The organism is Compostibacter hankyongensis (assembly GCF_039541075.1).
Taxonomy (GTDB): domain Bacteria; phylum Bacteroidota; class Bacteroidia; order Chitinophagales; family Chitinophagaceae; genus Compostibacter; species Compostibacter hankyongensis.
This window is the reverse complement of record NZ_BAABFN010000022.1, coordinates 1-21,388: the sequence shown is the minus strand read 5'-3', so window position 1 is coordinate 21,388 and position 21,388 is coordinate 1. Positions and strand designations below refer to the sequence as shown.

Here is a 21,388-nt window from a genome sequence, read left to right as displayed (position 1 = left end):
GAAGCGTTCAGCGCTTAACGCTGGGTAGGGTGGGCGGTAGCCAGCACCACCTTGGCGCCGAGCTCATGAGCGATCTGCATTACCTCCACAAGATGCTCGATGGCCACGCTGCGGTCGGCGTTCACCACGATGGTGCCGCCTTCGGCATCCTGGGCCAGCTTGGGGAGCAGGGCTTCCTTCAGCCCGGCGAGCGGCACCGCATTGGTGCCTACATAAAAGATATTGTCCTTATCGATGGTGACCACTACCGTTTGCTTGGCCTTGGTATTGCTCTGGGCCTTGGGCAGCATCACCTTGATCACGTTCGGGTTGGCCAGGGTGGCCACGATGAGGAAAAACATCACCAGGATGAACAGGATATCGTTCAATGCACCGCTTTCAACATGCGCCTGTGGCCGTATTTTGCTTCGTAGGTTCATGAGCGTTGTTCTTCTCTTTCTCTTTAGCGGGTCGGTTCCTGCAGGATATCGATAAATTCCGCGGAAGCCGCTTCCATTTTGTATACCAGCTTGTCGATCTGCGCACTCAGGTAATGATGTCCGATATAGGCCAGGATGCCGATGACCAGACCGGTGGCGGAGGTGATCATTTTCACATAGATACCGCCGGCGATGGTACCCAAGGTGATATCGGAGGTAATGGCGATGTCGAAGAACAGCTGGATCATCCCGGCAATGGTGCCGAGGAACCCGAACATGGGTGCGATGGCGGCGATCATGGACAGGATGATCAGGTTTTTTTCCACGTGATAGACCTGCAGCTTACCGGTATTTTCCATCGCCTTTTCGATATTGTCGATAGGCTTCCCGATCCGCTGTAATCCTTTTTCGATCATACGGGCAGCCGGATTGTCGGTATTTTTGGCGAGGGAACGGGCCGACTGCACATTTCCGCTGGTGATATGGTCGCGGATCATAAACATAAAGTTATTGTCGATCCGGCCGGCCTTTTTGATGGCGATAAACCGTTCAAAAAAGAAGTAGATGGCAATGAGCAGCAGGACGGCCAGGGGAATCATCAGCACGCCCCCCTTCACCAGCAGGCTGAACAGGTTGATATGTTCATCTGCGCCGGCTACCGGGGTTCCTATCTGGTTCAGGCTGTCTGCCGCCTGCAGGACGGTATCCTGTATCTGCAAGAAAAATCCGGACATTATCACTGTTTTTTTACCGGGTCAAACGTACATGAAAATTTTTTATCTGCATAAAAACCCGCTGAAAAAAAATTTACCCCGCAAAAGAGCATTTCTGCCCCTTCATTTTTCCCTCCGGAGAAAAGGCCGGGGGAAAGGGTTGTTCTGCAGCGTTAAAACATATTCGAAATCTTTTCGATGGATGCTGTATAAATCGTAAGGAAAACCAGCTTCCCTTTGATGTTTTGTAAAATGCAGAATAGTGCGTTAAATATATGTTAAATCAACCCGGTTTATATAATAAAAATTATTAAATCAGCGTATTGTTACCTAAATTAGTAGGGTTGAACTATTTGGAAGAAATGCAAAATTGCACGAACTTTGCAGGACTTTTTCGGCCTCCCCTACCACCTCATGTAAACAATGCGGCAGTCAACCAAACCTGGAACCGAAACGTTAATAGTACGTGTAAATTGCCTGTAAAGGATGATTTATATCACAAACGATAAAAACAAAGGCCGCCGGCTTTGGCCTTCCGGCTTATCAGATACACCTAAAACCAAACTATCATTATGAGGCAGCTTAAAATTGCCACCCAGATTACCAACCGTGACTCCCAGGCCGTAGAAAAATACCTGCAGGAAATATCCAAGATATCGCTGCTGACCCCGGAAGAGGAAACCCTGCTGGCCCAGCGTATCAAAATGGGAGACCAGCAGGCGCTGGAACGCCTGGTGACCGGCAACCTGCGCTTTGTGGTTTCCGTAGCCAAGCAATACCAGCACCAGGGCCTGTCTCTCAGCGATCTCATCAACGAAGGCAACCTCGGCCTGATCAAGGCCGCCCAGCGCTTTGACGAAACCAAGGGCTTTAAGTTCATCTCCTATGCCGTATGGTGGATCCGTCAGTCGATCCTGCAGGCGCTTGCCGAGCAGGGCCGCCTGGTACGCCTGCCCCAGAATAAAATCGGCACCTATAACAAAGCCAATAAGGCCTATATGGCCTTCGAACAGGAGAACGAACGGGAGCCTTCTACCGAAGAGCTGGCCGAAATGCTGGAAATGAGCGAATCCGAGATCAACAACATCTTCAGCAGCAACACCCGCCATATGAGCCTCGACGCCCCCGTGCACGAAGCCGAGGACGTAGCCATGGGCGACTTGCTGGAGGGCGGCGCCATCACCGACGACGATGTGATGAAAGATTCGCTCCGGGAAGAAATCCGCCGTGTACTGAAATCGCTGAGCCCCCGCGAATCCGAAATCGTCAACGCCTATTTCGGGCTGGACGGCGAAAACGGCGTTTCCATCGAACAGATCGGTCAGAAATACGATCTTACCAAGGAACGCATCCGGCAGATCAAGGAAAGGGCCATCAAGCGGTTGCAGAAAGCCCGCTACAGCAGCTCGCTGAAATCCTATCTGGGATAAGCAACGGCAAAAAAAGAAGAATATGCACGCACCGGCCCCGAAAAGGCCGGTGTTTTTGCAGATATCCCTTCGGCCCGCCCTTGCTCCCCATATATGTATATTATAAATGATAACCCTTAATTTTGCAGCCGGTATGCAAAAGTGGCTTGTGATCAGCTGTGGTATCCTGGTGTTCTTCGCATCGTGTGAAAAGGATATTGATATCCCCCTCCATGAAACGCAGCCGGAGCTGGTGGTGGAAGGCAGCATCGAAAACGGCCGCCCACCCATAGTGATCCTTACGCACAGTCTGTCCTTCTTCGACGGGCTGGACAGTCAGCAGCTGGCATCCTCCTTTGTACACGATGCAACGGTGGAGGTAACGGACGGGCAGCAACGTACGGTATCGCTGAAGGAATACAGCCTGGATACCACCAACGGGAACAAGGTGTATTTCTATTCCATCGATACCACAGACCGGCAGCCGCTGCTGGGGATCAGAGGCGGAAGCTATCGTCTGCATATCCGTACCGGGGGGCAGACCTATGAGGCTACGACCGATATACCGGAGCAGGGCATATACCTGGATTCGCTGTGGTGGCAACCGGTGGTGGTGGTAAAACCAGAGGATACCGACCGGGTATACCTTACGGGAAGGCTGGTTGACCCTCCTCACCGCGGGGATGCGGTCCGGTATTTTACCCGCAGGAACAACGAGCCGTTCTATGCGCCTTCGATATCGGTGGCAGACGACCAGGTCACCAACGGCAGCGTCTTTGATATCGCGTTTGACCAGGGCCGCCCGAAGGACGACCCTTCCGATGACGATGAGCCGGGTTATTTCCGGCTGGGAGACACGGTGACGGTAAAGTTCTGTGCCATCGACCGCGCTACCTATGATTTCTGGCGCACCTGGGAATATGCCTACGGGAATAACGGCAATCCGTTTTCCGCTCCGGTGAAGATACTGGGAAATATCAAAGGGGCAGCCGGGTATTGGGGTGGTTATGCCGCCCAGTACAAAACGATCATTATTCCGAAGGAGGAGTAATTAGGGGTTGTCTAAAGTTCCAGGTCTAAGGTTCCATTCCAGGCAGATCAACTTTAGACGTTAAACTTTAAACCTTAAACTATTGAACCGGAAACGAGAAACCGGAAACTGTCAAACGATTAAAGCAGAGGACATGGAAAAAAACGAACATGTACAAATACTGATCATCGGTTCGGGGCCCGCGGGGTATACCGCCGCGCTATATGCCGCCAGGGCCAACCTGAAGCCGGTATTGTACCAGGGTATACAGCCGGGGGGACAGCTGACGATCACCACGGAAGTGGAAAACTATCCCGGCTATCCCGAAGGCATACAGGGCCCGGAAATGATGATCGACTTTGAAAAGCAGGCAGCCCGTATGGGCGCTGATATCCGGTACGGAACGGCTTCCGCGGTAGACCTTTCCCGTCAGCCCTTCCGTGTGACGATCGATGAAGAGAAGACGGTAGAAGCCGATGCCCTGATCATCGCCACCGGCGCCTCGGCCAAATGGCTCGGCCTCGAAAGCGAGCAGCGGCTGAACGGCAGCGGCGTTTCTGCCTGCGCCGTCTGCGACGGATTCTTTTTCAAGAGCCGGGAAGTGGCCATCACCGGAGGCGGCGATACGGCCTGCGAGGAAGCCCTGTATCTTTCCAAGATATGCAGCACGGTGCATATGCTGGTGCGCCGCGATGAAATGCGGGCGTCCAAGGTGATGCAGGAAAGGGTAAAAAAGACAAAGAATATACAGGTATACTGGAATACCGAGATCGTGGAAGTGCTGGGCGATAAAAAAGTAGATGGTGTAAAGGTAAAGAACAACCAGACCGGCGCCGTCTCCGAGATCCCGGTAAGCGCATTCTTTGTGGCCATCGGCCACCAACCCAACTCCTCCATCTTCCGGGGGCAGCTGGACATGGATGAGCAGGAGTACATCCGCACCGTGCCGGGTTCTACCCGCACCAGCGTGGAAGGGGTGTTCGCCTGTGGCGATGTGCAGGACAAGATCTACCGCCAGGCAGTGACCGCCGCCGGCAGCGGCTGTATGGCCGCCCTGGATGCGGAACGTTATCTCAGCGTGAAGGAGCTGGCTGTGGAAGCCGATACCGAAGACAGCGAAGGATCCCTCGCGTCCTCCGACTATACCTTTACCGGACCCAAAGCCGGATAAAAGCGCATGCTTACAGTCAGCCTGAACGGAATACGCTTTCATGCCTTTCACGGGATGTACCCCGGCGAAGAAAGGACCGGTACCGATTTTATCGTAGATGTCGCCGTCAGCTGTCCCGAACCCGGAGATATACGCGATCTTACCCAAACGGTGGACTATGAGGTGGTGTACCAGCTGGTCGAGGCCAGGATGGGCCGCCCCGTGAAGCTGATCGAAGAGCTGGCACAGGACTGCGTGGAGGCCATACACCAGCGCTTTGACTTTGCGCGGATCATTGAGATCAGCATCCGGAAAATGTATCCGCCTCTCGGCGGTGAAGTGGAATGCTCGCGGGTGGTGCTGAAACGGGAATTTGTCTAATGCCGCTATATATATGTGTATACTCCGTCAAAAACAAGGGCGCCGCTGTCTGAAGCAGATCCTTATCCCGCTGGCCTGCCTGTTTTTCCGCTTTGCAGGAGCGCAGGACCTGGAGGCACAGCTCGCTGCTGCCGCCAAGCTGGAGGCCGCCGGAAAGGAAACCGAGGCCCTGCAGCAATACCGCGAGATCCTGCAGCAGGATTCCACCCATCCGGAAGCCCTTTCTCATGCCAGCATCCTCTGCAGCCTGGAAGGCAGCCGGCAGACCGGCAAAGCGGAAACCCCTTATTTCAGAGCGGCGCAGCAATATGCCGCCGCAGCGCTCCGGCAGAACCCGGATCAGACCACAGCCAACCTGGCGATGGCCATGGCGCTGGACCGGCTGGCGTCTGTTTCCGGCGTCAAAGAAAAAGTTACTTATCTCAGGGATGAAAAAAAATACGCCGACCTTGCGCTGAAGATCGACCCGCAGAATGCACAGGCCTGGTATATACTGGGCGCGTGGAACATCCGGATCGGCAACATGAACTTTGCCGAAAAAGCGGCGGCCAAAATGCTCTTCGGCGGTCTTCCCAAAGGAAGTCTTCAGGAAGCCATACAGGATTTTGAGCAGTGCCGGAAGCTGGATCCCGCCTTTATCCGTAATTATTACGCCCTGGCATCGGCCTATCATGCGGCGGAGGATGACCTCAAAGCCATCAGCACCCTGCAGCAGGGCCTTCGCCTGCGCAGCATCCGTCAGGATGACAACCGGATCAAGCAGGACTGCCGTAAGCTGCTGGAACAGCTGCAGTAGGCGGCATCCGGGAAAATATTGCTATTATTGCAGGGCAGAAAAGATCCTATGTCCGACGTATCGACCCTTAGTCCGGCCTTTGTGGTGGAGGATGCAGCAGCCTTGTCGGGTACCGACCTGAGCCGCTGTATACTGCTGGTAACGGCAGGCAGTCACCAGTTTTCTTATGTGGTGCTGGATCCGCTTAATAACCTGTTCATCTGCCTGAAATCATACCAATACGGAAGCAGCCCGGGAAAAGAGATGTTTCCGGAAATGCTGGCCCGCTGTATCGGCGGGGATGAGTTGCTCCATGCCGCTTTCGGGGAGATCCGGCTGGGTCTTGACGAGCCCGTGCACACCCTCGTGCCCCGCGCTTATTTTCAGCCGGGGCGGCGGCGCGATTATCTTTCTTTTCTTTTCGGAGAACGGCCCGAGCTGGCCGTCCGTCATGATCTGCTGACCGCAACGGACGCCGTAAATGTATACGGCATTGATAACCGCTTGCTGGAGCAGCTGAAAGAAACCTTCCCCGGTGCAAAGGTGATCCACACGGAGACCGCCTGGCTGAGCAGCCTGCTGAAGGAGCATGGGGCCGAAACGGGAAAGCAGCTATATCTCCGCATATTGCCGCAGCGGCTGACCCTTACCCTGCTGGAAAAAGACAAGCTGCTCTACCACCAGACCTTCTTCTTTCAGCATGAGCTGGATGTAGTTTACCATACCCTGCAGGTCTGCCGGGAATACGGTCTCGATCCCGCTGCCGCAGCTGTCCGGATCGGCGGGGAAGTGGCTGCTGATGCAAAGGTCTGCCGTGAGCTGGCCGCCTGCCTGCCCCGCATGGGCTGGCTGGACCGTCCTTCGGGTTTTCATTACGGCGAACCGTTCAGCCGTTATCCTGCTCATCATTTTTACAGCCAGCTGGCATTGGCCGTATGCGGATAATCGGCGGAAAATACGGAGGACAGCGGATACAGCCGCCGGCCCATATGCCCCATACGCGGCCCACTACGGATATCGCCAAGGAAGGGTTGTTCAACATCATCGAAAACAGCTTCAACCTGGAAGGCATCCGCACCCTTGACCTTTTTGGCGGTACCGGCTGCATCAGCTATGAGCTGGCCTCGCGTGGCGCGGACGATCTTACCATCGTGGAGAAAGATGCCCGGCAGGCACAGTTTATCCGGAAAACGGCCGACCGGCTGGGTATTCCCAATCTGCAGCTGCTGAAAACGGATGTATTCCGCTTCCTGCAGCAATGCGACGGGCAGTACGACTTTATCTTCGCCGGCCCGCCTTATGCCTTACGGGAAATAGACCAGCTGCCCGTGCTGGTGTTTGAAAAAAATATCCTGCGGGCGGGAGGATGGTTTGTGCTGGAGCATACCCCGCGTAATGATTACAGCCGTCATCCCCGCTTTTACCGGCAGCGCAACTACGGAACCACCATATTTTCTATCTTTACACACGGAACGGAAACCGCCTGACTATGCCCGGCATTTGTTTATTTCCTGGCTCTTTTGACCCGGTTACTCTTGGCCACGTGGATGTAATCGACCGCGCGCTGGATTTATTTGATCAGCTGGTGATCGGCGTGGGAGTGAACTCCGGCAAGGTGGCGATGTTTTCCGTTGAGCAGCGGGTAAAGTGGTTTCGCGAAATTTACCGGAACGAACCCAAGGTATCCGTATATTCCTATGAGGGCCTTACGGTAAACTTCTGCCGGCAGGTAAAGGCGCGGTTCATCCTGCGTGGTATCCGCTATGTCAGCGATTTTGAATATGAGAAAGCCATTGCCGATATGAACCGGCGGCTGGATCATGAAGTAGAGACCGTTTTTCTGACCTGCTCCCCGGAATTTTCGACCGTGGCCTCTACGCTGGTACGGGATGTGATCCGCCACGGAGGGGATGCCTCGCAGTTTCTTCCGGAGCCCGTGATCAGCGACCTTGCCTCCCTGGGAAGTGAAGGGTTGAAGGCAAAAGTGGAAGGGTAAAGGGTCTTTACATAATGTGCGAAGTAAATCAGCACATCCCCAAATCGTCAAATCAACCTCATGCACCATACCATCTGGCATTCGCTGGACATCAGCCTGGACGCGCTTAACGAACGCAACGCCGGAACCATGGCGGATTTCCTGGGCATTGAATTTACCGAGATCGGCAACAACTATCTGCGGGCTACCATGCCGGTGAACGAACGTACCCTCCAGCCCCGCGGCATCCTCCATGGCGGGGCCGCCGCTGCGCTGATCGAGACCATCGGCAGCGTAGCCTCTTCCATGGTCATCGACCCCGGTGTTTTTGTCTGCGCCGGTATCGCAGTGAATGCCAACCATGTCCGCTCGGTCGGCAAAGGTTTTGTACATGCCGTGGCCACGGCCCTGCACATAGGATCTTCCACCCATGTGTGGGAAGTAAGGGTGAAAGACGACGAAGACGCGCTGATCAGCGCCGGTCGCCTTACGGTAGCGGTTCTCCGGAAAAACAAGTAGGCTTATTCGGCGCTGCGGGTATGCAGCGTCATCCTGAAGTCGGCCAGGATGGTGTTAAAGTCGAACTGCTGGGGCGTCAGCTTCAGCACGCGGAGTTGCTCATACATCTTAGTGCCCTGCCAGGGATAAAGCGAGATGATCTTGCCGTCGAAGCTGATGGTATATTTCCCGGAATCTGCCTTGCCCCCGAAAGAAGCCCGGAAAACGCCGTCGCGGGTAAACTGGAACCACGCATTTTTATAAAAGCCGTTCTTCAGATCTTCTGCCTGGTGCGTGGCTTCCACATCAAAGATACCGGGAGGAGGCGTTACGTCGTAGACTTTCCAGTGCTTGTCCCATAGCTTTTTTTCCGTGCTGCTTTTCCCGCAGGAGAGCAGCAGCAGGCAGGCGGATGATATCAGGAGGGTATATTTTCTCATGGGAAAGCGGATTTATGTCGGGTTGTTGATTGTTGTGATACGGAAACGTTGTCTTATTCCGGCTGCTGCTGTTGCCGCATTTGCGCATTGAAGGCATCGGATTGTCCCACGGGGATGGACAGCGAATCCCATGCCGGCCCCAGCAGGGCCTTGGCGATACAGATCATTTGTCCCACATGATAGGGATAATGCGAAAGCTGGCGGTTCAGCGCATCGGCGGCGGTATGCGCTTCCCCGCGGATGTAAACCGTCTTGGTCAGGTCTTCGTCCTGCAGCTGCGCCAGCGCATCTTCCAGGCATTGCCAGCCCTGGTTCCAGAGCAGCGTCAGCTGGTCCTTGCTGTACTGCCGGTCTTCAAATTCCATATCCCGCCGACGCCAGGACTTCTCGCCGTCGCTGCTCAGAAAATCCGTAAAGCGGGACCGCATGTTGCCCGCCATATGCTGGACGATTATCGCCACGCTGTTGGACTGTTCGTTGGGCGTCCAGTGCAGCTGTGTTTCATTCAGACGGGACAATACCTTATTCCCCAGTTTTTTGTAGGTTAGAAAGCGGTTTTTATAACTTTCGCGCAGCAGGCTTTCGAGCGTTGCAGCCATATCGTCCGTATAAATATGATCAAAAACAAGCGATATACGAAGTTAGGTAAATCCGCCTGTATGGCAAAACAGCGCCGCTGTTCATGATGTATCCGGCATCCTCCCGGGAACCCGTATCTTTGCAGCTTTAATAAAAGCGGGGATGAATGAAAAAACCCTTACCGGAGCGCCGCCGGTAGCCGCTGCGAGACTCACTCCCTTTCTGAAATACCTGATGGCGACCGGATGCGGAGTGGTCGTGGCCAATATTTATTACTGCCAGCCGCTGCTGGGCGCTTTGTCGCGGGCTTTCCACGTGACGGAAGAAAAAGCTTCAGTCATCAATATCTGTTCGCAGGCCGGCTACGGGCTGGGCTTGCTGCTGCTCGTGCCGCTGGGCGATAAGGTGGAGCGGCGTACCCTGATCGTCTGGATGCACCTTGCCGCCGCGGTTTTTCTCGCGGCAGCGGCCATGGCGACCAATGTGTTCTGGATGGATGTGGCCAGCCTGGCTGTCGGTATGGCCAGCACGGCCTGCCAGGTATTTATTCCCCTGGCAGCGCACCTGGCGCGGGATGAGGAACGCGGCAATGTTATCGGTGTGATGATGGGCGGCCTGCTCACCGGCGTGCTCCTGTCCCGGACGCTCAGCGGCGTGGTAGCGGATTATTTCGGATGGTCCGTTTTGTATTTTATTGCCGCCGGCCTGATGCTGATCATGGCCGTGCTGATGTGGTATGCCCTGCCCCGGGAGGCGCCGGCTTTCAAAGGCAGCTATGCCGCGCTGATGCGTTCGCTGGCCGGGTTGTTCCGGACGCAGCCGGTGGTGCGTGAAAGCGCGCTGATCGGCGGTGCGCTCTTCGGCGCTATCTCCGCTTTCTGGGCCACGCTGGCTTTTTTCCTGGAAGCGCCGCCCTACCGCTACAGCCTGTCCGTCATCGGGCTTTTCGGGGTCATCGGTACCGGCGGCGCCCTGGTTTCGCCCTATATCGGCAGGATAACCGACCGGAGCGGCCCCTTCAAACCGATGCGTATAGGCGTAGTGTTGATGCTGCTGGGATATGCCGTGTTGTTTGCCGGAACGCTGAGCGTATGGGTGGTCGTGGCCGGTGTGGTGCTGCTGGACGTGGGGCTGCAGGCCGCCCATGTACCCAACCATGCGCGCAATTATTCGCTGCTGCCCGAAGCGCGTACCCGGCTGAACACGATCTATATGAGCTCCTTTTTTCTGGGCGGGACCCTGGGATCTTCCCTGGGAAGCGTGGCCTGGAACTGGAAAGGATGGCCGGGTGTATGTATTACCGGCCTGCTGATGGTGGCAGCTGGCGGATGGGCCGTATGGAACAAGCCCCTGAAGAAGGTGAAGGGCGAAGGGTAAAAGGTACCCCCCCTACCCCCTAAAGGGGGAGGTAAAGGGTAAAAGGTGTTTAAAATTCAAGGTCTAAAAACAAGAAATCCGAAATCAGAAACAAAAAAACCCATTAATCCATGAAACAGACTTTAGCGGTAGACATGGACGAAGTGCTTGCCGATCCCGTAACCAAGATGTGCGACTGGTATGCCCGTGATTACGGGGTGTCCATCACGGCGGCCGATCTGCAGGGGCACGCCCTGTCCGCGCTGGTGCCGCCGGAGCGGTCGCATATATTTCATGACTATCTCAATACGCCTGGTTTTTTCAGGGACCTGCCCCTGCTGCCGGATGCGGTGACCGTAATGGAACGGCTGAATGAAAAGTATGAGCTTTTTATCGTATCGGCCGCTATGGAGTTTCCCAATTCCCTGAAGGACAAATACGACTGGCTGGGAGAATACTTTCCTTTTCTGCACTGGCAGCAGATATGTCTCTGCGGCAGCAAGGTGATCATACAGACGGATATCATCATCGACGACCGCAGCCGTAATTTCGTCCGTCACCGCGGCAGGAAATTATTGTTTACCGCTCATCACAATGTGCTGGAGAAGGAGTGCGAGCGGGTAAACAACTGGCAGGAGGTGGCATCCCTGCTGCTCTGAGCGCGTTTGCCCTCATCATAAATACCTGCGGCGTTCCCGGAATTTTAATAATTTTAAGCTTCATCTTTAAAAAAACTTCTATGCAACCCATGAGACAATGGCTGCGTATATGCCTGCTGACGGGCTTATGCGGCTGGTTTACCCAGGCGGGTATGGCGCAAAAAGGTGCAGCTAAGCTGGGCTGGCAGCTGGGCGCTCAGGCCTGGACTTTTAACAAGTATACCTTCAGCGAGGCGCTGGACAAGATCGACTCCTGCGGCCTGAAATACGTGGAGATGTTCCCCGGTCAGCAGATCGGCGGCGGCGTGGAGGGAACCACCGACTTCCACATGGACGCGGCCACCCGGAAAAAGGTGCAGCAGATGGTGAAAAAGCATCACCTCAAAGTAGTGTCCTACGGTGTGGTGGTACCCGAAAATGCCGAGGACTGGAAAACGCTTTTTGAATTTGCCAAGGCCATGGATCTCGAAAATATCGTGTCCGAACCGAAGGAAAGCGATATACCGATGATCTCCAAGCTGTGCGACGAGTACAAGATCAACGTGGCCATCCACGACCATCCTAAACCCTCTCACTACTGGAATCCCGATATTTTGCTGGCTGCCATAAAAGGCGCAAGCCCACGTATAGGCGCGTGTGCGGACATCGGCCACTGGACGCGTTCAGGTCTTGACCCCATGGAATGTCTTAAGAAGCTGGAAGGACATGTCAAGGAATTTCATTTCAAGGATCTGAATGTAAAAGGCCCGGACGCGCATGACGTACCCTGGGGTACCGGTGAGAATAATGTCACCGCTATCATGGCCGAGATGAAACGGCAGCATTTCCGCGGTCCCGTATCTGTGGAATATGAATACAACTGGTATGGCAATGTGCCTGAGGTAAAGCAAAGTGTGGAATTCTTCAACCGGGAGGCTGATAAACTGGCTAAGTAGGACGCTTTCATTTTTTGGTATGATATCAAAAGGGCCCCGTCTCACTTCAGGTGAGGCAGGGCCTTTTGAGTTTTGTGACGGACATAGCATACGGCGCATATTTCTTACCTTTGTAGCAGGCAGTTATCTGCTTTAATCCCGAGAAAACGATATATTATGCAGAGAACGACTACTTTTACTTTTATTGGTTTGTTTTTACTTGCCGGACTTTTTTCCTGTAATAATCCGTCTTCCCGCACTTCCGATGAACAAAGCGATTCTGCAGCCGCCGCTACTCCGGCAAGCGCGGATAATAAGCAGGCGGATGCTGCAGCAGCTAATGGTTTTGACATAAACAAAATTCCGGTTTCAGATGCGTCGATAGGCGAGTTTCCCTTTTTCAGTTTGCCGGAAGGACTGAGACCGATGAACAAACCTGTTCAAAAGAAATACGACATGTTGTTCTTTCCGATCGACAGCGTAATGACGCCCATTGAAGGAAAGGTCTGGAGGACATATGTTGAGGCCGAATCGGGCAAGTATGATGATTGGTCACCTGTTTTTTTTGAAAAAAGCTATGACGAGGCCATCAGGACTGCCGGTGGTGTGAAAATTTTTGAAGGAAAAGTATCCAGAGAAGAATTGGACCGGATTAAGGAAAAGGCCACCTATTTCGGCGATGAAGGATCCATAGATTACTGGAATGATCCGGTACGGGTATATGTAATCCACCGGGCGGACGGAGGCGATATCTATATCCAGCTGTCGGGGAATACGGCCGGCGGCTCGATACAGATTTTGCAAAAAACGCCGTTCAAGCAAACCATTACGATCCTAAAGGCAGACCAGATACAGAAAGACCTGGCTGAAAAAGGTAAAGCCATTCTGCACATCAATTTCGATACGGACAAAGCCACCTTGAAACCTGAAGGAAAGCAAGCTGTGGATTAGATCGTCAAAGCGTTAAAGGCAGATGATAACCTGAAAATAGCGATCAATGGTTATACCGATAATACCGGGAATCAAACGCACAACCTGCAGCTTTCCAAAGACCGCGCAGCGACTGTCATGATGATCCGGGATCTGGGCTACTATAATACTTGCAGCCTTGCCGGTATTTGCGATGAAGATAATACTCCCAAAGAACCCCCCATTTGGGATTATGTAGCCCAGCCCGGAAATAGCTCCATGCAAAGGCTGGGATTAAGTCCTTATGAAAAAAAGCCCTGACCTTCCCGCGGGTTCAGGCCTGCTTATTTTCCGTTCCCGTCTCCCGCTCTCTCCCAGATCTCATAGATGGGGTCGCCCTTGGAGCTAAGGCCGGTATGGTGCCACTGTCCGTTGCTGATATGGTCCTTAAAGCTCAGCGACATGCCTACCCGGCTGCTGTCTCGCGAGAAAAACTCAATGTTTTCCGTGTACTTCCCGTTTTTGAACGTATAGGTGCCGCCCCCGGTGCCGAAGAACTCTCCCGTAGCGGTATTGATGGCAGACCACTGAAAGCGGGTGCCCGTAAGGAGCTTGAGGGTTTTCCGCGGCCCTTCCTTGATCGGGTTCATTTTGCCGTCCTGCTTCCGCTGCGTGATATGCCAGTTGCCCGCCAGAGGAGCTTTCCCGTTATCCACCTGCTTCCAGGAACCGGAGGCCATGCCGCTGCCTTCCAGGGTCAGCTGTCCGTCCTGCAGCCGGGCGGGATAGGAAAAATCCTGACCTACCCATTCGGGATGCGCGGTGTGGAATTCGAGGGTGCCGGAGAGGTTGCCGTCTTCATAGTCGCAGTGGCCGCCCATGGACAGGATGAACTGCTTTCCGCTTTTATCGAAAATGCTGAGCATAAAATAATGATCGGCTACCAGGGCGATGGTCGTCGTAGTACCGTTGCCGTTATCGCGATCCATCATCCAGGTGCCGTCTAATGCAGCGGTTTCCTGTGCGTATCCGGCAGACGGACGCAGAAAAAGCAGGGCGGCCGGCAAAAAGCAGAGCAGCGTTGCCGCACGGGAGAGGTATCGCTTCATCGTATCATTTTTTTAAGGGTCTGTGATCGATGAGCTAATATAGTAAAAAAATGCGAAGCGTCCGTCCCGGGCAGCTCGGGCATGACCCTCAGTTACCTGATCATAGCCGGTAATTTCAGGCATATGCCGCTACCGGCTCGCAGGTGCAGATCAGGTTGCGGTCGCCATAGGTATTGTTTATCCGTCCGGTGGAAGGCCAGAACTTTTGCCGCCGGAGATAGTCCAGCGGAAAAGCGGCCTGCTCCCGGGTATAGGGATGTGACCACCCGGAGCTGCAGACGGCCAGCTGGGTATGCGGTGCGTTTTTTAACACATTGTCTTTTTTGTCCGCATGCCCCTCCGCCACCGCCGTTATTTCCCCGCGGATGGCGATCATGGCCTCGCAGAAGCGGTCCAGCTCGGCTTTGTCCTCGCTTTCGGTGGGCTCCACCATCAGCGTGCCGGCCACGGGGAAGGAAAGGGTGGGAGCGTGAAAGCCGTAATCCATCAGCCGCTTGGCCACATCTTCCGCCTCGATGCCGGCGCTTTTGAAGGGACGCAGGTCAATGATAAACTCGTGCGCACAGGTACCGTTCCTGCCGCTGTACAGAATCCTGTAATGCCCATCCAGCCGCGCTTTCATATAGTTGGCGTTCAGGATGGCATATTCGCTGGCCTTGCGCAGGCCGGAAGCGCCCAGCAGCCGGAGATAGGCATACGATACCAGCAGTATGCTGGCGCTCCCGAAGGGAGCGGAGGAAACGGCGTGTATGGCCTTTTCACCGCCGGTATTGCCCATGCGGTGACCGGGCAGATAGGGCGCCAGGTGAGCCGCTGCGCAGATCGGTCCCATACCCGGGCCGCCGCCGCCATGCGGTATGGCAAAGGTCTTGTGCAGGTTAAGGTGACAAACGTCTGCTCCGATCAGTCCAGGGCTGGTCAGCCCCACCTGGGCATTCATGTTGGCCCCGTCCATATATACCTGTCCCCCATGCTTGTGGATGATGCTGCAGATATCGCGGATACCTTCTTCAAATACGCCATGTGTGGAGGGGTAGGTGACCATGAGCGCTGCCAGGTCGTCCTGGTGGGCCGCTGCTTTTTCCCGCAGGTCGGCGATATCGATATTTCCCTGCTCGTCGCATTGCACCACCACTACCCGCATGCCGGCCATTACGGCGGAGGCGGGATTGGTGCCGTGGGCGGATACGGGGATCAGCACCACGTTACGGTGACTTTCGCCCCGGCCCCGGTGATAAGCCCGGATCACCATCAGACCCGCGTATTCTCCCTGTGCGCCGGAATTGGGCTGCAGGGAGCAGGCGGCGAGACCGGTGAGCTCCGCGAGCATATCCTCCAGCTGGGTAAGGAGCAGCCGGTAGCCTGCCGTCTGGTCTGCCGGGGCAAAGGGATGTATCCGCGAAAATTCGGGCCAGCTCACCGGTATCAGCTGGGTAGCCGCATTGAGCTTCATGGTACAGGAGCCCAGGGGGATCATGGCGGTGTTCAGCGAAAGGTCTTTTTGCTCCAGGTATTTCAGATACCGCATCATCTCGGTTTCGGAGTGATGGGTATTGAATACGGGATGTTGCAGGTAAGAGGAGCTGCGTTGCAGGGCGCGTGGAATGCCTCCGCTTTGCGGCGCCCCGTTCCCTTCCGGGAGCTGCAGTTCCCCTGCCCCGAAGAGTTGCAGCAGCAGGTTGACATCTTCAGGGGTGGTGGTTTCGTCGAGCGAGATGCCGACATGGCCGTCCCCGTAATAACGGAGGTTGATAGCCAGCGCGCCGGCTTTTTCCCGGAGAGCCGCTTCGTCCTTCACGGCTATTTTGAGGGTATCGAAACAGTTGCCGGTCACGGGCGGAAACCCCGCTTTCTGCAGCTGCTTTCCCAGCAGGATGCAGAGCAGGTGTATCCGCTGCGCGATGCGCTTCAGCCCTTCCGGCCCGTGGTATACCGCATAGAGCGCGGCCATGTTGGCCAGCAGGGCCTGGGCTGTGCAGATATTGGAGGTGGCCTTTTCCCGGCGTATATGCTGCTCCCGCGTCTGGAGCGCCATGCGAAGGGCATGATTCCCCTCGTTGTCCACCGACACCCCGATGATACGCCCGGGTATCAGCCGTTTGAACTCATCTTTGGCGGCAAAAAAGGCGGCATGCGGCCCCCCGAAGCCCATCGGTACGCCAAAACGCTGGGCGGAGCCCACGGCGATGTCGGCATCCAGCTCGCCCGGCGGGGTCAGCAGGGTCAGCGACAGCAGATCGCAGGCCATGACAACCGCGGCATCCGCTTCATGCGCCTGCCGGATAAAGTCCCGGTAATCCCGGACCTCGCCTTCGCTGTCCGGGTATTGCAGCAGGGCGCCGAAGAATGATCCGTCCAGCGACGCCGTGCGGTAGTCCCCGTATACAAGCGTTATGCCCAGCGGTTGAGAGCGGGTTTCCAGCACATCCCGGGTCTGACCGAATACTTTTTCATCCACGAAAAAGCGCGGCGCAGGGGGATGGGCTTCGCCTTTGTTTTTATGGGCAAACAGCAGGTGCATGGCCTCGGCGGCGGCGGTGCCTTCGTCCAGCAGGCTGGCGTTGGCTACGGGAAGGGCGGTAAGATCGCTCACCACCGTCTGGAAGTTGAGCAGGCATTCAAGCCGTCCCTGGGATATCTCGGCCTGGTAGGGAGTGTACTGGGTATACCAGCCGGGGTTTTCAAAGACATTCCGCAGGATCACCGATGGGGTAATGGTATCGTAGTAGCCCTGGCCGATAAAGCTCTTGCCGACCTTGTTGCGGGCCGCCAGGCTTTTCAACGCTTCCAGGTACCGGAACTCGTCCTGTGCCGGCGGGAGCTGCAGCGGACGGGTCAGCCGGATGGCGGCAGGCAGCGCTTTTTCGATAAGCGTTTCCATGCTGTCGACCCCGACGGTCTTTAACATTTCTGCGGTCTCGGCTTCGTCAGGGCCGATATGCCTGCGTTCGAATTCCTGTTGTCTGGAGGAAAATAAATCCATAGTGCTGCTGCCCTTTCCGGTATATTAAAAATGATGCGCAAAGTTACAGGAGTTTGGGAAGATAACCCGTGGCGGTATGGCGGGTGTGGAAAAGGTGGGTATTCCTCCCGGCCACGGCTTGGAGAGGCCCCGGGTTTGGAAGGTCCGGCGACTTTAGCGCCGGATAGCAGCAACTGGGAAGGAACACCTACCTTTGCCCCATGGACGGGTTACTCCACAACTGGCAGAAGAAGGCGCAGGAGAAGCGAAAGGAGAATAAGCAGTTCCTGCAGCGGCTGCAAACGAAGAAGGGGAAGGGAGTGGAAAAGCAGCTGCCGGCGTTGCATGAAGAAGCATTTTCGCATATCGACTGCCTGCAGTGCGCCGGTTGCTGCAAGACCATCAGTCCCCGGTTCAAAACCCCCGACATCAAGCGGATAGCCCGGCATCTGAGGCTCCGGGAATCTGATTTTATCGAGACCTACCTGCGGCTCGACGAGGACGGCGATTATGTGGTCAAGCAATCGCCCTGTCCCTTCCTGGGCGCCGATAACTATTGCAGCATCTACGAAGCCCGCCCCGGCGATTGTAAGAATTATCCCTACACGGACAGCTATGATTTTCTAAAGCATCCCAACACCACTTATCAGAATACCACGATCTGCCCGGCCGTATACTATGTGCTGGAGCGGCTGAAGCAGGTGGTCGGCAAATAGCGGCGGCTAATGCGGCAGCTTTTCCCGGAGGCGGGCATAGACCCATGTGCCGGCCAGGGCGCTCAGCAGGGTGACGGCTACCACCCCGTATCCGGCGCCGATCTGGGCGAAAAGCGGTCCGGGGCAGGCTCCGGTCAGTGCCCAGCCCAGGCCGAAGATAAATCCACCGATGACATAGCCCTTGTGGAAGATCTTGGGCGGGATGATCACCGGAGTCCCCTGCATCGTCCGTATCCCCAGCTTCCGGATCAGCAGGATCGAAAGCGCACCTACGGGGATAGCGGTCATAAAGATGCCGTACATATGAAAACCCTGGAAGCGGAACATCTCCTGCATCCGGTACCAGGAAATTGCCTCTCCCTTTGTGAGGATGATGCCGAAGAAAACGCCGAAGAGCAGGTATTTCAGATTTTTCATGATCGTCACAGTTTTAGCAGATAAGGAAGGATGAATTGGGAGCAGCATACGCCGCCGGCGAAAAAGGCCGTCACGGCAACGAGGGAGGGCCATTGCAGGGCGGACAGCCCCATGATACCATGCCCCGAAGTGCATCCGCCGGCATAGCGGGTGCCGAAACCCACGAGGAAACCGCCGGCCACCATAAGAATAAGCCCGCGCAGGGTCAGCAGGGCGGACCAGTTGAAGAGCGTATCCGGCAGCAGTCCCTGCCCGGCCGGGACCTGCATCTCCTGCAGCACGTGGCGGGTAGCGGCCGAAACCGCTACCGGTTCCGGGTTACCGAACACATGCCCTGCGATAAAGCCGCCGATGAGGATACCTGCCACGAAGAACAGGTTCCAGCTTTCCTTTTTCCAGTCATAGGAAAGAAAGGGTATGCCGGCCGGCACACAGGCGGCGCAGATCTGCCGGAGTGTCGAGGAAATGCCGAGCCGTTTGTTACCGGCGATCAGGAGCAGCGGCACGGTAAGCCCGATAAGGGGCCCGGCCACATACCAGGGCCAGGGGCGGTGGAGGAAAGCGACAAAGCTGGACATGATGAGAAGCGTTAAGGATTGAAAGGCAATTTAAGTTTAAAGTTCGAGGTCTAACGTTTAAGATTCCAGGCAGACTAACTTTAGACATTAAAAACCTTGAACCCGGAAGTTCAAACCAGAAACTTCAAATCAGCAACCGGAGATTCATCACAGCCGGTCATAGATAAACCGCGGCATCACCTTTAGCAAAAGCGCTACCAGGGTCCAGCGCCGGGACACATACACGATTTTTCTCTTTTTTTCTATCGCCCGGAAAAGTTGCCGGCCGGCCTTTTCCAGCGGCACGCTCCAGAAGCGGCGCACGCCTTCGGTATCTGCATTGTCTACAAAACCGGGGCGTATGTCTGTGACCGTTACCGGCAGGTGCAGCTTCCGGGCCCGCTGCCGTAATCCCTCCAGGTAATGGGTCTGGTAGGCCTTGGTGGCGCCGTAGGCCGGCGCTTCGCGGTTGCCCCGCAGGGCGGCCAGCGAAGTGATGGCCGCCAGCTGTCCGTGGCCCTGCTGCTGAAAGTAGCGGAAACCGAAGACGGCGGTCCGGCAAAAGGCGCGGACATTCAGGTTATTGATGCTGTCCTCGGTGTCCGGATCGAGCTCGGGGTTGACGGAGCCCCGGCCGGCGCTGATGATCAGCAGGTCCAGCCCGCCCAGCCTGTCAACCAGCTGCTCCAGCTTTCCGGTCGCACCGGCTTCGGTCACATCGAAGGCGCTGTACAGCACCTGCTCCGGATACTGCCGCTGTATTTCCTGGAGCAGCCCTTCCCGGCGGCCGGTAAGGCCTACCCGGCAGCCGCGCCGGGCATATTCCAGCGCCAGCGCCCGGCCCATGCCGGAAGAAGCCCCTACGATAAGCACTTTTTTCATCCGTTGTTATTTTACTCCCCGGCTGCCGGCAGCCGGAATGCGCTACTTCAGCTGCAGCTTCCGCAGTGAAGGCGAGACAAAATACATGGCGAGCACCACCACCAGCGTCATGCAGCCGCCAAAGACGACGGCCGGCACCGTGCCCATCCACCGCGCCGTGACCCCGCTCTCGAAGGAGCCGAACTCATTGGAAGAGCCGACAAACATCGAGTGGACGGCCGATACCCTGCCCCGCATCTCATCCGGCGTCTTCAGCTGAAGGATGGTATTGCGGATCACCACGCTTACGCCGTCGCATACCCCGCTCAGGAAAAGCGCTCCCAGGGAAAGCAGAAAGCTCCGGGAGAGTCCGAATACCAGGATGCTGAGCCCGAAGCCGAATACCGCGCCCAGCAGTTTCAGGCCGGCCTTCCGGTTCAGGGGAATAAAAGCCAGCAGCAGCAACGTTACGCAGGAGCCGACGGCCGGCGCAGCCCGCAGTGCGCCCAGCCCCTCTGCGCCCACATGCAGTATCTTGTCCGCATACACCGGCAGCAGGGCTACGGCGCCCCCGAAAAGTACGGCAAACATATCCAGCGACAAAGCGCCCAGCACCTCGCGGGTACGGAAAACAAAGCGGATGCCTTCGGTAAGGCTGGCCCATACCTTTTCCCCCTGCTTTTTGTAAAAAACCGGTTTGGGCCGGATAAAGGCCAGGCTGATCATGGCCAGCAGGTGAAACAGCACCACAGTGCCAAAGCTGAAAGTAGTGCCGGTCCAGGCATAGAGCAGCCCTCCCGTGAGGGGCCCGAGCACGGCCCCGCTCTGCCAGGCCGAGCTGCTCCAGGTCGTGGCGTTGGGATACAGCTCCCGCGGTACCACCAGCGACATCAGCGAAAAGGAGGTCGGGCCGTTAAAGGCGCGCACCACCCCGCCCGCGAAGGTAGTCAGGTAAATGATGCCCGTGATCAGCGCCAGCGAAAGGTGATGGAGGGCAAATCCGCTGGTAAACACCACGTAGGACAACCCGCAGGCCGCATAGATGTACTCGCAACGCAGCAGCATATTGCGCTTTTCATGACCGTCCACGTAGTGGCCCGCCGGCAGGGCCAGCGAGAGCGCCGGGATCAGTTCCGCCAGCCCGATGAGCCCCAGCGAAAGCGGGTCCCGGGTGAGCTCGTAGATCTTCCAGCCCACCAGGGTGGATTGCATATTCAGCGCAAAGACGATGGCAAAACGGGTGATGATATAATGCCGGAACTCGGGGTGCCGCAGGGCGGCATAGGGGTCATTCCGGGAGGGGATGCTTTCCAAATGATCGGTTTCCTGCAAAATTCAGTAAAAAGCGGCATTCGTGCGCAAAGGTCCTCTGTTTTTTTGTCAGCGCTCCCTCCGCATGCCAATGAAAGGGCAGGGGCTTGCGGAGAGAAAGCGTGCCGATAAATGGAACAATAATTGCACCTCATTTAATTATAAATTAACGTCTTGTGCTATTAAAAACATAATGCGTGTTTGATCTTTGAAATTTTGAGTCCATTTTTGAAATTGATAAACTGGAG

At 55.8% G+C, this 21,388-nt stretch carries 26 protein-coding genes; 15 read left to right on the top strand and 11 right to left on the bottom strand.

Annotation, left to right across the window (positions count from 1 at the left end):
• Positions 1 to 14: 14 nt before the first annotated feature.
• Both ABD851_RS16160 and ABD851_RS16155 read right to left on the bottom strand, forming a co-directional pair.
• Positions 15 to 419 (bottom strand): ExbD/TolR family protein, encoded by a 405-nt coding sequence (locus ABD851_RS16160; protein ID WP_344981226.1) that lies wholly within the window; start codon positions 417 to 419, stop codon positions 15 to 17.
• Between the two features lie 23 nt (positions 420 to 442).
• Complete coding sequence (locus ABD851_RS16155) at positions 443 to 1,153, bottom strand: MotA/TolQ/ExbB proton channel family protein (protein WP_344981224.1); 711 nt, start codon at positions 1,151 to 1,153, stop codon at positions 443 to 445.
• A 551-nt stretch (positions 1,154 to 1,704) separates the two neighbouring features.
• Here ABD851_RS16155 and ABD851_RS16150 point away from each other — a divergent pair.
• The 9 genes from ABD851_RS16150 to ABD851_RS16110 all read left to right on the top strand — a co-directional run bounded on the left by ABD851_RS16150 (position 1,705) and on the right by ABD851_RS16110 (position 8,371).
• Positions 1,705 to 2,562: a sigma-70 family RNA polymerase sigma factor gene (locus ABD851_RS16150; RefSeq protein ID WP_344981221.1), complete on the top strand. Its 858-nt coding sequence runs from the start codon at positions 1,705 to 1,707 to the stop codon at positions 2,560 to 2,562.
• A gap of 133 nt (positions 2,563 to 2,695) precedes the next feature.
• Complete coding sequence (locus tag ABD851_RS16145; RefSeq protein WP_344981219.1) at positions 2,696 to 3,592, top strand: DUF4249 domain-containing protein; 897 nt, start codon at positions 2,696 to 2,698, stop codon at positions 3,590 to 3,592.
• 133 nt (positions 3,593 to 3,725) lie between these two features.
• On the top strand, positions 3,726 to 4,742 hold the full coding sequence (gene trxB / locus ABD851_RS16140) for a thioredoxin-disulfide reductase (RefSeq protein WP_344981217.1): 1,017 nt from the start codon (positions 3,726 to 3,728) through the stop codon (positions 4,740 to 4,742).
• Positions 4,743 to 4,748: 6 nt separating this feature from the next.
• Positions 4,749 to 5,102 (top strand): dihydroneopterin aldolase, encoded by a 354-nt coding sequence (locus tag ABD851_RS16135; protein WP_344981215.1) that lies wholly within the window; start codon positions 4,749 to 4,751, stop codon positions 5,100 to 5,102.
• Positions 5,103 to 5,115: 13 nt separating this feature from the next.
• On the top strand, positions 5,116 to 5,898 hold the full coding sequence (locus ABD851_RS16130) for a tetratricopeptide repeat protein (RefSeq protein ID WP_344981213.1): 783 nt from the start codon (positions 5,116 to 5,118) through the stop codon (positions 5,896 to 5,898).
• A gap of 48 nt (positions 5,899 to 5,946) precedes the next feature.
• On the top strand, positions 5,947 to 6,822 hold the full coding sequence (locus ABD851_RS16125) for a DUF3822 family protein (protein ID WP_344981211.1): 876 nt from the start codon (positions 5,947 to 5,949) through the stop codon (positions 6,820 to 6,822).
• Positions 6,813 to 7,364, top strand: coding sequence for an RsmD family RNA methyltransferase (locus ABD851_RS16120; protein WP_344981209.1), 552 nt, complete (start codon positions 6,813 to 6,815; stop codon positions 7,362 to 7,364). Before ABD851_RS16125 ends, ABD851_RS16120 begins: the two co-directional genes overlap by 10 nt.
• Positions 7,365 to 7,366: 2 nt before the next feature.
• Entirely contained in the window at positions 7,367 to 7,873 is a 507-nt protein-coding gene (gene coaD, locus ABD851_RS16115; protein ID WP_344981207.1) for a pantetheine-phosphate adenylyltransferase, read from the top strand.
• Between the two features lie 60 nt (positions 7,874 to 7,933).
• Positions 7,934 to 8,371 carry a hotdog fold thioesterase gene (locus ABD851_RS16110; protein ID WP_344981205.1) on the top strand — a complete coding sequence of 146 codons (438 nt, stop codon included), beginning with the start codon at positions 7,934 to 7,936 and terminating at the stop codon, positions 8,369 to 8,371.
• Positions 8,372 to 8,373: 2 nt separating this feature from the next.
• Here the strand turns inward: ABD851_RS16110 and ABD851_RS16105 are convergent, their stop codons facing one another.
• Positions 8,374 to 8,790, bottom strand: coding sequence for a hypothetical protein (locus ABD851_RS16105; RefSeq protein ID WP_344981203.1), 417 nt, complete (start codon positions 8,788 to 8,790; stop codon positions 8,374 to 8,376).
• A 53-nt stretch (positions 8,791 to 8,843) separates the two neighbouring features.
• Positions 8,844 to 9,389 (bottom strand): DUF1572 family protein, encoded by a 546-nt coding sequence (locus tag ABD851_RS16100; protein WP_344981201.1) that lies wholly within the window; start codon positions 9,387 to 9,389, stop codon positions 8,844 to 8,846.
• Between the two features lie 142 nt (positions 9,390 to 9,531).
• On the opposite strand from ABD851_RS16100, the gene ABD851_RS16095 reads away from it, so the two are divergent.
• From ABD851_RS16095 to ABD851_RS16085, 3 genes are all read left to right on the top strand, one after another.
• Positions 9,532 to 10,746, top strand: a complete 1,215-nt coding sequence (locus ABD851_RS16095; protein WP_344981198.1) for an MFS transporter — start codon at positions 9,532 to 9,534, stop codon at positions 10,744 to 10,746.
• 110 nt (positions 10,747 to 10,856) lie between these two features.
• Complete coding sequence (locus ABD851_RS16090; RefSeq protein ID WP_344981196.1) at positions 10,857 to 11,384, top strand: 5' nucleotidase, NT5C type; 528 nt, start codon at positions 10,857 to 10,859, stop codon at positions 11,382 to 11,384.
• An 80-nt stretch (positions 11,385 to 11,464) separates the two neighbouring features.
• A complete protein-coding gene (locus ABD851_RS16085) occupies positions 11,465 to 12,319 on the top strand; it encodes a sugar phosphate isomerase/epimerase family protein (protein WP_344981194.1) in 855 nt (284 codons plus the stop codon).
• Between the two features lie 104 nt (positions 12,320 to 12,423).
• On the opposite strand, the gene ABD851_RS16080 is transcribed toward ABD851_RS16085, so the two are convergent.
• Complete coding sequence (locus ABD851_RS16080) at positions 12,424 to 12,651, bottom strand: hypothetical protein (protein WP_344981192.1); 228 nt, start codon at positions 12,649 to 12,651, stop codon at positions 12,424 to 12,426.
• Positions 12,652 to 12,754: 103 nt separating this feature from the next.
• On the opposite strand from ABD851_RS16080, the gene ABD851_RS16075 reads away from it, so the two are divergent.
• Both ABD851_RS16075 and ABD851_RS18090 read left to right on the top strand, forming a co-directional pair.
• Positions 12,755 to 13,249, top strand: a complete 495-nt coding sequence (locus ABD851_RS16075; protein WP_344981190.1) for a hypothetical protein — start codon at positions 12,755 to 12,757, stop codon at positions 13,247 to 13,249.
• Positions 13,250 to 13,528 (top strand): OmpA family protein, encoded by a 279-nt coding sequence (locus tag ABD851_RS18090; RefSeq protein WP_425549968.1) that lies wholly within the window; start codon positions 13,250 to 13,252, stop codon positions 13,526 to 13,528. It abuts the gene before it with no gap.
• A 23-nt stretch (positions 13,529 to 13,551) separates the two neighbouring features.
• Here ABD851_RS18090 and ABD851_RS16070 read toward each other — a convergent pair whose 3' ends face one another.
• Complete coding sequence (locus ABD851_RS16070) at positions 13,552 to 14,316, bottom strand: hypothetical protein (RefSeq protein ID WP_344981188.1); 765 nt, start codon at positions 14,314 to 14,316, stop codon at positions 13,552 to 13,554.
• Between the two features lie 115 nt (positions 14,317 to 14,431).
• On the bottom strand, positions 14,432 to 17,299 hold the full coding sequence (gene gcvP, locus ABD851_RS16065) for an aminomethyl-transferring glycine dehydrogenase (RefSeq protein ID WP_344981186.1): 2,868 nt from the start codon (positions 17,297 to 17,299) through the stop codon (positions 14,432 to 14,434).
• 200 nt (positions 17,300 to 17,499) lie between these two features.
• Here gcvP and ABD851_RS16060 point away from each other — a divergent pair, with 200 nt between their 5' ends.
• Positions 17,500 to 17,994: a YkgJ family cysteine cluster protein gene (locus ABD851_RS16060; protein WP_344981184.1), complete on the top strand. Its 495-nt coding sequence runs from the start codon at positions 17,500 to 17,502 to the stop codon at positions 17,992 to 17,994.
• Positions 17,995 to 18,000: 6 nt separating this feature from the next.
• Here ABD851_RS16060 and ABD851_RS16055 read toward each other — a convergent pair whose 3' ends face one another.
• The 4 genes from ABD851_RS16055 to ABD851_RS16040 all read right to left on the bottom strand — a co-directional run bounded on the left by ABD851_RS16055 (position 18,001) and on the right by ABD851_RS16040 (position 21,143).
• Positions 18,001 to 18,411: a DUF6691 family protein gene (locus ABD851_RS16055; protein WP_344981182.1), complete on the bottom strand. Its 411-nt coding sequence runs from the start codon at positions 18,409 to 18,411 to the stop codon at positions 18,001 to 18,003.
• A 5-nt stretch (positions 18,412 to 18,416) separates the two neighbouring features.
• Entirely contained in the window at positions 18,417 to 18,989 is a 573-nt protein-coding gene (locus ABD851_RS16050) for a YeeE/YedE family protein (protein WP_344981179.1), read from the bottom strand.
• A gap of 147 nt (positions 18,990 to 19,136) precedes the next feature.
• Positions 19,137 to 19,850 carry an SDR family NAD(P)-dependent oxidoreductase gene (locus ABD851_RS16045; RefSeq protein WP_344981177.1) on the bottom strand — a complete coding sequence of 238 codons (714 nt, stop codon included), beginning with the start codon at positions 19,848 to 19,850 and terminating at the stop codon, positions 19,137 to 19,139.
• Between the two features lie 42 nt (positions 19,851 to 19,892).
• Positions 19,893 to 21,143: an MFS transporter gene (locus tag ABD851_RS16040; protein WP_344981176.1), complete on the bottom strand. Its 1,251-nt coding sequence runs from the start codon at positions 21,141 to 21,143 to the stop codon at positions 19,893 to 19,895.
• Positions 21,144 to 21,388: the final 245 nt, after the last annotated feature.